Genomic DNA, 12273 nt, shown 5'->3' on the forward strand with positions numbered 1-12273 from the left:
GAAAAACCCCGAAGGCCTCACCGACGACGAACGCCGCATCGTCATGCGCAACCTCGGCTTCTTCTCCACCGCCGACTCCCTGGTTGCCAACAACCTGGTACTGGCCGTTTACCGCCTGATCACCAACCCGGAGTGCCGCCAGTACATCCTGCGCCAGGCCTTCGAAGAAGCGATCCACACCCACGCCTACCAGTACTGCATCGAATCCCTGGCCATGGATGAAGGCGAGATCTTCAACATGTACCACGAGATCCCATCGGTCGCCAAAAAGGCAGCCTGGGGCCTCAAATACACCCGTTCAATCTCCGATCCGAAATTCGAAACCGGCACCGTCGAAACCGACAAAGAGCTGCTGCGCAATCTGGTCGCCTACTACTGCGTCCTTGAAGGCATCTTCTTCTACTGCGGCTTCACCCAGATCCTGTCCATGGGCCGTCGCAACAAAATGACCGGCGTGGCGGAACAGTTCCAGTACATCCTGCGCGATGAGTCGATGCACCTGAACTTCGGTATCGATGTGATCAACCAGATCAAAATCGAAAACCCGCACTTGTGGGATGCTGAAATGAAGGAAGAAGCGACCCAGATGATTTTGCAGGGCACGCAGCTGGAGATCGAGTACGCGCGTGACACTATGCCTCGCGGCGTATTGGGCATGAATGCGGCGATGATGGAGGATTACCTCAAGTTCATCGCGAATCGTCGTTTGTCGCAGATTGGTTTGAAAGAAGAATACCCAGGGACGACAAACCCGTTCCCGTGGATGAGCGAGATCATGGACTTGAAGAAGGAGAAAAACTTCTTCGAAACCCGCGTGATCGAGTACCAGACCGGCGGCGCGCTGAGCTGGGATTAAAAATGTGGGAGCGGGCTTGCCCGCGATGGCGGTGTATCAGTCACAGATGTATCCACTGATCCACTGCTATCACGGGCAAGCCCGCTCCCACATGGGTCTTCGGTGTTTCATAGAATTTTGCAAAAAAGCCTTTTATGCCCAACCAAACCATCAAAACACCCTGCGTCGGCCTGTGCTCCACCGTTTACGGCGACCTGGTCTGCCGGGGCTGCAAGCGCTATCACCATGAAGTCATTCAATGGAATGGCTACAACGCCGAGGAAAAACAGGCGGTGTGGCTGCGCCTGGAACAGTTGTTAGTGCAGGTGATGGCCAGCAAGCTTGAGGTGTTTGACCCGCAGCTTTTGCGCCAGCAACTTGAAACCCGCAAGATTCGCTTTATGCCGCACCAGTCGCCGTACTGCTGGGCGTACCAGTTGATTGCCCGGGGTGCGCGGGTGATTTCCAAACTGGACGCGTATGGGCTGGTGCTGCTGCCGGAGTTTCGCGAACGCCACCTGGCGGATTTGCGTGATGCGATAGACCGCGAGTTTTTCCTGCTGTCCGAGGCGCATTACGAGCGCTATATCGCACCGGGCTTTTTGCGTGAGTCTTTTGGCGCTCCGTTGATCGCAAGTATTTAAGCGGCAGCACAAAACCAATGTGGCAGCGGGCTTGCTCGCGAAAGCGAACTGTCAGTTAGCACATCTGTAACTGATCACCTCCGGGCTTTTTTCCAGTTTATGTCGGTGACTGTGTTTAAAATGCCGCCCGCTCAACGACTGACGCTCAACGATGAACCCAGACGCACTCGCTACCCTGCACGCCCATTTGCTCACCGCCCTGGCCAGCCCACCGAGTGAAACCCGGCGCCTGTTCCACGGCCGTGGCCGCTGCTGGCCGGGCCTGGAGCAACTGACGGTGGACTGGTTGCAGGGCGTGCTGCTGGTCTCGTTGTTCAAGGAACCCGAGCCTGCGCAGCTCGAAGCCCTTAAACAACTGCTGCAATCGCAGTTCAGCGCTTACACCGTCGCGTTGCAACACCGCTACCTGCCGCAAAGCACCACCGAATGGCTCGCGGGCGAGGCCGTTGACGAGCTGACCATTACCGAAGGCGGCCTGCGTTACCTGATCGACCTGGGTAAAAAACAGAACAGCGGGCTGTTCCTCGACATGCGCTACGGCCGCAACTGGGTGCGCGAACAGGCCAAGGGCCAGCGCGTGCTCAACCTGTTCGCCTACACCTGTGGTTTCTCGGTGGCCGCCATCGAAGGCGGTGCCGATCATGTGGTGAACCTGGACATGGCCCGTGGCGCCTTGAGTCGCGGGCGCGACAACCATCGCCTCAATGGTCATGACCTGAGCCGCGTCAGCTTCCTGGGCCACGACCTGTTCAAGTCGTGGGCCAAGGTGACCAACAGCGGCCCTTACGATCTGGTGATCATCGACCCGCCGTCGTTCCAGAAAGGCAGCTTCCTGCTGACCAAAGACTACCAACGCGTGCTGCGCCGCCTGCCGGATTTGCTCACGGCCCAAGGCACCGTATTGGCCTGCATGAACGACCCGGCCTTCGGTGAGGACTTCCTGATTGACGGCGTAACCCGCGAGGCACCGGGCCTGCGCTTTGTACAGCGGCTGGAAAACCCGCCGGAATTTCCCGATGTCGACCCGCAGAGCGGTTTGAAGGCATTGGTGTTCCGTCAGGGTTGATGCCGAAACGTCTGACCCTTGCTACGCTAAGTGATACGCCGGGGCGGTGAACCTTATACCTCCCTTCCCGGTCGATACCTGCATTCCCCGGCCAGACTCGACGGCGTTACGTCGTCGGCTGCCCTGTTTCATCTTTTGGAGAGCCGCCCGTGATATCGACCCTGCATGTAGCCAGACTCAAAGCCTGGGGCGCCCACGGCTTTACCGCCACCGGCGTGGTGCTGGCGTTCCTGGCCACCCTGGCCTTGCTGGAAAACTCACCCAAGGCCTGCCTGCTATGGCTGGGCCTGGCGCTGGTGGTCGATGGCGTCGATGGCTCACTGGCGCGACGGGTCAATGTCAGCACGGTACTGCCAAGCTTTGATGGCTCGGTGCTGGACCTGGTGATTGACTACCTGACGTATGTGTTTATTCCGGCGCTGTTTATCTACCGCTATATCGACCTGCCGGACTTCACCCACCTGTTTACCGTGTCGGTGATCCTGGTGTCGTCGCTGTTCTGCTTCTGCAATGTGAACATGAAGAGCAAGGACAACTATTTTGTCGGCTTTCCTGCGGCGTGGAATGTGGTGGCCTTGTGCGTTTACATCATCCAGCCGGACGCCTGGGTAACCCTGGCCACGGTGATTGGCCTGGCGCTGCTGACCGTGACACCGATGAAGTTTCTGCACCCGTTCCGGGTCAAGCGCTTTATGCCGATCAACATCGCCGTGACCACCATCTGGTTGCTGTGCAGCTTTTTGATGGTGGTGGACTACCCCAATACCAACCCGTGGACGTTCGGGTTGTGGTCGGTGATGTCCGCGTATTTTCTGGGGATTTGTGTGTGGCGCACGGCGTTGGAGTGGCTGGACAAACGGCACAGCTGAAGATCCAGAGCAGACGCAGAGCGTCCCAAGCGGCATTCCCACGCAGAGCGTGGGAACGATCATAGCCAGGCAGGCACGGTTTAAAGGTGGGAGCTGGCTTGCCTGCGATGGCGTCGGGTCAGTTACAGCAGTTGGGCCTGCCCTACCGCTATCGCAGGCAAGCCAGCTACCACATTTGGATCTGGCTGCATCCGGCAGGTAAGATGGCGATCTTTGGCGCAGCCCTTTTCTGCGCCCTGCCAATAATAAGCCCTGCCCATGCCCTTCGAACTCAGCGTTGACCTGACCACCCTCGCCATTCTTGCCTGCGTGGCCTTTATTGCCGGCTTTATCGACGCCATCGCCGGCGGCGGCGGGCTGCTTACCACGCCGGCCCTGCTCACCGCCGGCATGCCACCGCACCTGGTGCTGGGCACCAACAAGCTCAGCTCGACCTTCGGCTCCGCCACCGCCAGTTTTACCTTCTACCGGCGCAAGCTGTTTCACCCGCGCCAATGGGTGCACGCTATCGTCGGCACACTGGTCGGCGCTTTGGCGGGTGCCGTGGTCGCCCACTACCTGCCCGCCGAAACCCTGAACAAAATGCTCCCGGTGATCGTGTTCGCCTGTGGTGTGTATTTGCTGTTCGGCGGCACGCCCAAGGCGCCGCTGGATGCCGATGCACCGATCAAGAAGAAATGGCAGTCCACCCAAGGCTTCGGCCTGGGTTTCTACGACGGCGTGGCCGGCCCCGGCACCGGCGCGTTCTGGACAGTCAGCACGATGCTGCTGCACCCCATCGACCTGGTTAAAGCCAGCGGCGTGGCGCGCAGCATGAACTTCGTCAGCAACGCAGCGGCGCTGTCGGTGTTTATCTTCAATGGCTCGGTGGACTGGATCGTCGGCCTGGCGATGGGCTTCTCGGTAATGTGTGGCGCGTTCTTTGGCGCACGCAGCGCAATCAGCGGCGGCGCCAAATTCATTCGCCCGGTGTTTATCACCGTGGTCCTCGGCCTGACGGTGCGCCTAGCCTGGCAACACTGGTTCAGCGTGGCCTAAACGGCGCGCCAGGTAGAGGTCGATCAGGTAACGCGCAATCGAACGTGACGCCGGCAACGGCGGCAAGTCGTGGATGTTGAACCACTGCGCGTCCTCGATCTCGTCGGCCTGGGGCACGATGTCCCCCCCGGCGTACTCGGCATGGAAGCCCAGCATCATCGAGTGCGGGAACGGCCAGCACTGGCTGCCCATGTACTGGATGTTCTTGACCTCCACCTGCACTTCTTCGCGCACTTCACGAATCAGGCAATCTTCGGCCGACTCACCCGGCTCGGCGAACCCCGCCAGCGTGCTGTACACGCCCGTGACAAAACGCGGCGAACGCGCCAGCAAAATCTCGTCGCCACGGGTCACCAGCACAATCATGCTCGGCGAAATCCGTGGGTAGCTGCGCAGGTCGCAGGCCTGGCAATACATCGCCCGCTCGCGTGGCACCTGCACCATCGCCTGGCCGCAACTGCCACAGAACCGATGCTCCCGCGCCCAGGTGCCGATCTGCGCGGCGTAGCCCAGCACTTTGTACAGGGTGTGGTCGCCCTGCAACATAAAGCCGCGCAAGCCCTGCCAACTGCAGCCCGGCACCTCGGCCGCCGCGTTCAGTTCCAGCAAATACACCGGCTCACCGTCAAGGTGGCCAATGCCGTGCTCGGCAAACACCAACAGATCCTGGCGCTTGAGCCATTCACGCGGAAACAGCGGACCATTGGTGTCATGCAAAAAGCCCTCGCGGCTGCGGGCGACGGCCCAGCCGCCAGGGGCGTCATTGTCCAGCAGCGTTGTGGTAATCCAGCCTGGTGTCATATCAGTCAATCCACGAATTCGGGTTTCTGCTTACTCATATGGGCCGCGATGGCCACGCGCAGGTCGTTGGATTGCAACATAGCCGAGTTCCAGGTGGCAACGTATTCCAGACCATCATTGACCGTATGGTCACGCATATAGCTGATCATGGCCTTGGTGCCGGCCACTGCAATCGGTGATTTGCTCGCGATTTCATGGGCGATTTCCATGACCCCGGCCAGCAGGCTGTCCTGATCGGGATACACACGATTGACCAGGCCGATGCTGCGCGCTTCTTCGGCGCCGAACGGGCGACCGGTGTAAGCCAGTTCACGCAACATGCCGTCGCCAATGATGCGTGGCAGCCGTTGCAGGGTGCCGACGTCGGCGGCCATGCCGATATCGATTTCCTTGATCGAGAACTGCGCGCCTTCGGCGGCGTAGCGCATGTCACAGGCGCTGATCAGGTCGATGGCGCCGCCGATGCAGTAACCCTGGATCGCCGCCAGCACCGGCTTGCGGCAGGTGTCGACGGCATTGAACGAGGCTTGCAGCTCGAGGATCTTGCGCCGCAGCAGGCGTGCGTTGCGGCCCACGTCCTTGCCAAAGCTATTGGCTACCGAGGCCATCATCATCAAGTCGATACCGGAAGAGAAATGCTTGCCGGCGCCGCTGAGCACCACCGCGCGCACGGCGTCGGTGTCTTCGACCCATTGGAAGATGTCGATGATTTCGGTCCAGAACGCCGCGTTCATCGCGTTGATTTTTTCCGGGCGGTTGATCTGCACATGGGCAACGTTGCCGGTGAGTTCGACGACGAAAGCTTGGTATTCGGACATGGCAGTGATCCCTGACTGGCGAGTAATAAGGCTCGAACTATAACAAGGGAGCGTGACGGCGCATCGGCCAAAAACGGGACTGGCAAAAGTAATGAAATGTTGTGGCCGCCGGGTTTATGGACTGCCGATACATTTCACCCAGGCACCGCACTTTATCGGCTATACACTCAGGGCCACTGCCTGGAGCCCGCTATGCCGTCCACCTTTCGTTCATCATTGATTCTGGCCCTGGTGGTCGTGCTGACCGGCATTGGTGCCGGGCTGGGCGGGATGTTGCTGGCGTTGCTGCTGCACGGCATCCAGCACCTGGCCTACGGTTACAGCCTCGACAGCCTGGTCAGCCACGAAACCTTTTTGTGGGGCGTCACCGCTGCCGCGCCGCAGCGGCGTCTGCTGGTGCTGGTGGTGTGCGGCCTGGTCGCCGGGTTGGGCTGGTGGATGATTTATCGCTACGGCCGCCCGCTGGTGAGCATCAAACAGGCCGTGTCTGAAAAGATGCCGATCATGCCACCCAAAACCACCCTCGCCCACGCCGTGCTGCAGATCATCACCGTGGCCCTCGGGTCGCCATTGGGCCGTGAAGTGGCGCCGCGCGAAGTCGGCGCGCTGGCCGCGACCTGGCTGTCACAACGGGCGCGCCTGGAACCTGACATGCACCGTTTGATCGTGGCCTGCGGCGCCGGCGCGGGGCTGGCGGCGGTGTACAACGTGCCCTTGGGCGGCGCGGTATTCGTGCTGGAAGTGCTGGTGGGCGCCTTCAGTTGGCCGGCGGCGGTGATTGCGCTGGCAACTTCGGCGATTGGTGCGTCGGTGGCGTGGATCGGGCTGGGTGCGGAATCGCAATATGCCGTGCCGCATTTTGTGTTGAGCCCGGCGCTGATCGCCTGGGCCGTGGTGTGCGGGCCGGTGTTTGGCGTGGCCGCTTATGGGTTCAGCCGTTTTACCGGCGCCGCCAGGGCCAACGCCGCGCGCGGTTGGCGCCTGCCAGTCATGTCGCTGATCAACTTCAGCATTATCGGCGGGCTGGCGATGCTGCTGCCGCAGATCCTCGGCAATGGCAAAGGCCCGGCGCAACTGGGCTTCGACAATGAGCTGACGATTGGCCTGGCCGCCACCCTGCTGCTGGTCAAGGTGTTGATCACCGCCAGCAGCCTGCGCGCCGGCGCCGAAGGCGGCCTGCTGACGCCGGGCCTGGCCAACGGTGCGCTGCTGGCGATTCTGCTCGGCGGTGCCTGGAGCCTGGTGTGGCCCGGGGTGCCGCTGGGCGCGTTTGCGATTATCGGCGCGGCGGCGTTTTTGGCGTCCAGCATGAGCATGCCCCTGACTGCGATTGTGCTGGTGGCGGAATTTACGCGTATTGAGCATGACTTTCTGGTGCCGATCATTCTGGCAGTGGTGGGTTCGATGTGCGTGAGCAAGCTGTGTCAGCGCTGGGAAATAAGTGGAAAAAAGCCCGCCCAAGCGCCATCCTCTGCGCTTTAAGCCGCCCACTGCGCGGCGCTCGACGTTTAAAGGACATGCCCATGCTCGCCCAACCCCTCACCCCTGCCGATTTCGACTTCATCGACGAAACGCTGTTGAAATACGGCGACGATCATTCGGTGCTGAACCTGGCTGAACTCGACGGCTACTTCACCGCGCTGGTCTCCAGCCCGGCACAAGTGGACGTCGGTGAGTGGTTCCCGGCGATCTGGGGTGGGCAGAACCCGGCCTGGGAAAACGTGGAAGAGGCCCAGCGTTTCCTTGAGCTGTGCGTGCGTCATATGAATACGCTGGCGGCGCAATTGGCCACCGACGCGCAAAGCTTCAAGGCGCGCTTTGATGACACCGAACACCAAGGCCAAACCGTAACGCTCGCCGAGGAATGGTGCTTTGGCTATATCCGTGGTGCGGCGATTGGCAACTGGCCAGAACTGCCGGCCGAACAGGCGGCGCTGCTGGAGAAGATTTCCTGGTGCGCCGAGCAGGACAACTTCGAACTGCCGGCCGACCTGGATGTAAACGCCCACCAACAGCGGGCTCGAGCGATCGAACCCGCTGCGCGGGCGCTGCATGACTACTGGTTGGCCCAGCGTTAACAGCGCTTATTTGAAGTCCAGGTCAAACGCCTGGTAGAACGCGTTGCCGGTGTTGGCCACGATCCACATCAACACCACCACATGCCGGCCTTTCTTGCCCTTGGGCAGCGTGACCTGGTGTTCGACCTTGGCTTTCATTTCATCGGCGTGCTGGTAGTACGGCACTTGGGTGTAGAAGTCTTCGAAAAACGGCTGGGCCTCGAGTTGCGCGCGGCTGATGCGTTGCTTGGGGTCCCAGCCATCCTTGGTGATCAGCCAGCGATAACCACGGGTGACGTGGGCGGCGGTGTACTCCCACTGCACCTTGAACACCTGGCCAGCCTCGACATTCAGCAATGGCCAGGTAAACGGCGTGTTGAGCTTTTTGCTCATCTCCTCGTCGGTGAAGTTGAGGCAATCGCGGTCGTCGGTTTTGCCGCCGCTCAAGATATGCCCGTCGGCCGGCGGCGTGACGCTTTGATCATCGGTTTCATAGGGTGCCGGGAACGGCCCGGCGGTGAGCGATGGGAAGTTTTTACCGCCTTCCATCTCGTTGACCTGCCAGTTGCCGAGCAGGCCACGCTCCACTGCCACCGAACCACGGCTGGGCGGGGTCACGACGCGACCGTGACGAAGTTGGGTCTGGGGTTTGTTCATTTCATTCACTCCTTGATTGAATGTGCCCCGTCATGGGGCACGCTTCGAACTTACCTTGGCGGGCGTTATTGTCCAGCCGCTGCTTCTCTCGGAAAATTCGCACGCTGCCCGCGTATCGCTGAGTAAAGGGCGTTGTCCTGCATCGGATTTGCTACTTGTCCTACGCCCACAGAAGTAGTTCGACTACAGGAGCAGTCCGTTCCCCGGACAAGTCGGCGACCGCCTCGAAATACGCGCCCTGCCACGATCCCTGCTCGACAAGGGTGGCGTGTTTGGCTGATTATTCGGGTCCGCCCGTCGGCCACTCCACACCGCCTTGCCTTGATCAGGAGCCTTGTACCTTGAGTTCGCAGAAAACCGTGACCGTTACACCGCCCAATTTCGCCCTGAACGGCAAGGTCGCGCCCCCCGGCTCCAAATCCATTACCAACCGCGCCCTGTTGCTGGCCGCGCTGGCCAAGGGCACCAGCCGCCTGAGCGGCGCGTTGAAAAGCGATGACACCCGCCACATGTCGGTGGCCTTGCGCCAGATGGGCGTGAGCATCGATGAACCGGACGACACCACCTTCGTGGTCACAGGCTCCGGCAAACTGCAATTGCCCTCGCAGCCGCTGTTTCTCGGCAATGCCGGCACCGCGATGCGTTTTCTCACCGCCGCCGTGGCGACCGTCGAAGGCACCGTGGTGCTCGACGGCGACGACTACATGCAAAAGCGCCCGATCGGCCCGCTGCTGGCCACCCTCGGCCAGAACGGCATCCGCGTCGACAGCCCGACCGGCTGCCCACCGGTGACCGTGCACGGCGTGGGCAAGGTGCAGGCCAAGCGTTTCGAGATTGATGGCGGCTTGTCCAGCCAGTACGTGTCGGCGCTGCTGATGCTCGCGGCCTGTGGCCAGGCGCCGATTGAAGTGGCGTTGACCGGCAAGGACATCGGCGCCCGTGGTTATGTTGACCTGACCCTGGACTGCATGCGTGCGTTCGGTGCGCAGGTCGAGGTGGTCGACGACACCACCTGGCGCGTGGCCCCTACCGGTTACAGCGCCCATGACTACCTGATCGAACCCGACGCCTCCGCCGCCACTTACCTGTGGGCTGCCGAAGTGTTGACCGGCGGGCGCATCGACATCGGCGTGGCCGCGCAGGACTTCACCCAGCCGGACGCCAAGGCCCAGGCCGTGATCGCACAGTTCCCGAACATGCAAGGCACCGTGGTCGGCTCGCAGATGCAGGACGCGATCCCGACTCTGGCGGTGCTGGCCGCGTTCAACAATACCCCGGTGCGCTTCACGGAACTGGCCAACCTGCGCGTCAAGGAATGTGACCGTGTGCAGGCGCTGCACGACGGCCTCAACGCGATTCGCCCAGGTTTGGCGACCATCGAGGGCGACGACCTGCTGGTGGCCAGCGACCCGGCACTCGCCGGCACCTCTTGCAATGCGCTGATCGACACCCACGCCGACCATCGCATCGCCATGTGCTTTGCCCTGGCCGGGCTGAAGGTGGCGGGTATTCGCATCCAGGACCCGGACTGCGTGGCCAAGACCTACCCTGAATACTGGAAGGCCTTGGGCAGCCTTGGGGTTGCGCTCAGCTACTGAGCCAGCACGTCGGCATGGGGAGGGAATGCACATGACCATCCGCCAACCCTGCCCACCCGGCGTGTGTGCCTGTGACCGCGAACAGCTGTTGCAGGCGCCCGGCGCCGACCTGCGTATCCTCAGCCTGACGCGTCAGGAAGAGAAGAAGCTGGTCGAGCGCCTGGAAAACCTCCAGAGCCTGCAAGACCTGGAACACATGCAACAGAAGATGTTCGAGCTATTGGGCATCCGCGTGCAGGTGGCGCCAGGGCACACCGAGGTCAAGAGCATGCGCGGCATTCAGATCAACATCGACGAGCAGCCCGGCCTGTGCCGCAAAACCCGCCAGGCGATTCCGGCGGCGATTCGCCGTGGCCTGGAGAAGCGCCCGGAAATCGCCTACCGCCTGCTGGATGCCCATGATCTGTTTCGCGAAGGCTGACTACCCGGCCACCGTTTCCGCTTCAAACACGCGCTGCCCGATGGCTTTTGCCGTGTGCAAATGCGCCTGCGCAGCGCCGCTTTCCGTTTCCAGCAGCAGCGTTGACGTCACCACCTGCGCCCCACAGTAATCAAAAATCCCGTAGTCGATCTGCGTGCGCATGGCCTTGGCATAACCGTGCCGATCGAACGCGCTTTCATCTGCCGCACCCAGCGCCAGCAGGTGCACCTGCAAGTGCCGCAGTTTTTTCACCACCGGCGTATCCGGGCCGTAATCGATCGCCCAGCCGTTGACGAACACACGGTCGATCCAACCTTTGAGCAGGCCCGGCAGCGACCACCAATAAATGGGGAATGTCAGCACCAGCGCATCGGCGCGGTCGATGCGCGCCTGCTCGGCGAGCACATCGACGGGCGGCTCAGCGCGAGCGCGGTGTACGAGGTGGTCGCCGGCGGTATAGCGCGGGTCGAAGCCTTCGGCGGCGAGGTCGGCAACCTCATAAGTGTGGCCGGCCGCCGTGAGCCCGGCCGCCACCTGTGCGGCGACGCTATGGGTGAGGGATTGCGGGTCGTGATGGGCTACAACGATCAGTGCGTGCATGACATTCACTCCATTTCGGGCTAGGCTGGGGGCTAGCTACTTTTAGTAGGTTAAGGATCTTAAGTTACTTTTGGTATATAAGCATGTCAAGCACTGAATCCCCTGCCCCACGCCGCCGCCTGTCCCGCGAGGATCGCCTGCGCCAATTGCTCGACATGGCCTGGCAACTGGTGCGCGAAGAAGGCACCGAAGCCCTGACCCTGGGCCGCCTGGCCGAGCTGGCAGGCGTTACCAAGCCGGTGGTCTACGACCATTTCGTCACCCGTGCCGGCTTGCTGGCCGCACTGTATGAAGACTTCGATAGCCGCCAGAACCAGGTGTTTGCCGAGGCGCTGGACTCCAGCGCCGCCACCCTGCACGAGCAAGCCTGGGTCATCGCGTCGTGTTACGTCGATTGCGTGTTGTTGCAAGGGCGGGAAATTCCGGGGGTGATTGCCGCCTTGAGCAGCTCGCCGGAACTGGAAACGCTGAAGCGCAAATACGAGGCGATCTTTCTGCAAAAGTGCCGCGATGCACTGGCGCCGTTCGCGCCCAACGGCACTGTTTCCCAAGCGGGCTTGCGCGCCATGCTGGGCGCCGCCGAGGCCTTGTCCCAGGCGGCCGCCAGTGGTGAGATCAGCCGTGAGGAGGCGCAGCAGGAGTTGTTGGAGACGATTCTGGCGATGGTCAATCGCGGCACGGTGAAATGATTCTTCACGTGGGAGCAGGCTTGTCGAATTATCGTACCGCTGCGATGGCATCAACTTGATGTACCTGCGATACCGAGGTGCCTGCATCGCAGGCAAGCCAGCTCCCACAGAAAAGCAGCTCTTCAGTGCATGCAAATCCGCAGCCGACCTCATATTCAAAACTACATGCGGTCAACTGTG

At 61.4% G+C, this 12273-nt stretch carries 14 protein-coding genes; 10 read left to right on the forward strand and 4 right to left on the reverse strand.

The annotated features are described in order from the left end of the window. The 5 genes from ASE80_RS19375 to ASE80_RS19395 all read left to right on the forward strand — a co-directional run. The coding region (locus ASE80_RS19375) for a ribonucleotide-diphosphate reductase subunit beta (RefSeq protein WP_056860391.1) at positions 1–856 on the forward strand (856 nt) is incomplete at its 5' end. Between the two features lie 134 nt (positions 857–990). Then, complete coding sequence (locus ASE80_RS19380; RefSeq protein ID WP_056860392.1) at positions 991–1479, forward strand: DUF1289 domain-containing protein; 489 nt, start codon at positions 991–993, stop codon at positions 1477–1479. A 151-nt stretch (positions 1480–1630) separates the two neighbouring features. Next, positions 1631–2545, forward strand: coding sequence for a class I SAM-dependent methyltransferase (locus ASE80_RS19385; protein ID WP_056860393.1), 915 nt, complete (start codon positions 1631–1633; stop codon positions 2543–2545). Between the two features lie 149 nt (positions 2546–2694). Then, a complete protein-coding gene (gene pcsA, locus ASE80_RS19390) occupies positions 2695–3414 on the forward strand; it encodes a phosphatidylcholine synthase (RefSeq protein ID WP_017134682.1) in 720 nt (239 codons plus the stop codon). Positions 3415–3672: 258 nt separating this feature from the next. Beyond that, positions 3673–4452, forward strand: a complete 780-nt coding sequence (locus tag ASE80_RS19395; protein ID WP_017139107.1) for a TSUP family transporter — start codon at positions 3673–3675, stop codon at positions 4450–4452. Here ASE80_RS19395 and nudC read toward each other — a convergent pair. Next, positions 4420–5253, reverse strand: a complete 834-nt coding sequence (gene nudC, locus ASE80_RS19400; protein ID WP_056860394.1) for an NAD(+) diphosphatase — start codon at positions 5251–5253, stop codon at positions 4420–4422. The two genes, ASE80_RS19395 and nudC, sit on opposite strands and share 33 nt — an antisense overlap. Before the next feature lie 5 nt (positions 5254–5258). After that, positions 5259–6071 carry a crotonase/enoyl-CoA hydratase family protein gene (locus ASE80_RS19405; protein ID WP_056860395.1) on the reverse strand — a complete coding sequence of 271 codons (813 nt, stop codon included), beginning with the start codon at positions 6069–6071 and terminating at the stop codon, positions 5259–5261. A 192-nt stretch (positions 6072–6263) separates the two neighbouring features. Between ASE80_RS19405 and ASE80_RS19410 the strand changes: the two genes are divergently transcribed. After that, positions 6264–7553, forward strand: coding sequence for a chloride channel protein (locus ASE80_RS19410; protein WP_056860396.1), 1290 nt, complete (start codon positions 6264–6266; stop codon positions 7551–7553). 41 nt (positions 7554–7594) lie between these two features. Continuing rightward, a complete protein-coding gene (locus tag ASE80_RS19415; protein ID WP_056860397.1) occupies positions 7595–8149 on the forward strand; it encodes a UPF0149 family protein in 555 nt (184 codons plus the stop codon). 6 nt (positions 8150–8155) lie between these two features. On the opposite strand, the gene ASE80_RS19420 is transcribed toward ASE80_RS19415, so the two are convergent. Continuing rightward, the gene (locus ASE80_RS19420) at positions 8156–8785 is read right to left on the reverse strand and encodes a lytic polysaccharide monooxygenase auxiliary activity family 9 protein (RefSeq protein WP_056860398.1); all 630 of its coding nucleotides are present in this window, start codon (positions 8783–8785) and stop codon (positions 8156–8158) included. Positions 8786–9126: 341 nt separating this feature from the next. Between ASE80_RS19420 and aroA the strand changes: the two genes are divergently transcribed. Then, entirely contained in the window at positions 9127–10383 is a 1257-nt protein-coding gene (gene aroA / locus ASE80_RS19425) for a 3-phosphoshikimate 1-carboxyvinyltransferase (protein WP_056860399.1), read from the forward strand. 31 nt (positions 10384–10414) lie between these two features. Then, positions 10415–10804 carry a hypothetical protein gene (locus ASE80_RS19430; protein WP_056860400.1) on the forward strand — a complete coding sequence of 130 codons (390 nt, stop codon included), beginning with the start codon at positions 10415–10417 and terminating at the stop codon, positions 10802–10804. Here the strand turns inward: ASE80_RS19430 and ASE80_RS19435 are convergent, their stop codons facing one another. Further along, positions 10805–11404 (reverse strand): NAD(P)H-dependent oxidoreductase, encoded by a 600-nt coding sequence (locus tag ASE80_RS19435; RefSeq protein WP_056860401.1) that lies wholly within the window; start codon positions 11402–11404, stop codon positions 10805–10807. Between the two features lie 83 nt (positions 11405–11487). On the opposite strand from ASE80_RS19435, the gene ASE80_RS19440 reads away from it, so the two are divergent. Continuing rightward, positions 11488–12093, forward strand: coding sequence for a TetR/AcrR family transcriptional regulator (locus ASE80_RS19440; protein ID WP_056860402.1), 606 nt, complete (start codon positions 11488–11490; stop codon positions 12091–12093). Positions 12094–12273 lie beyond the last annotated feature (180 nt).

Origin of the sequence: Pseudomonas sp. Leaf15, from assembly GCF_001421425.1 — a bacterium.
In the GTDB taxonomy this organism is placed as follows: domain Bacteria; phylum Pseudomonadota; class Gammaproteobacteria; order Pseudomonadales; family Pseudomonadaceae; genus Aquipseudomonas; species Aquipseudomonas salomonii.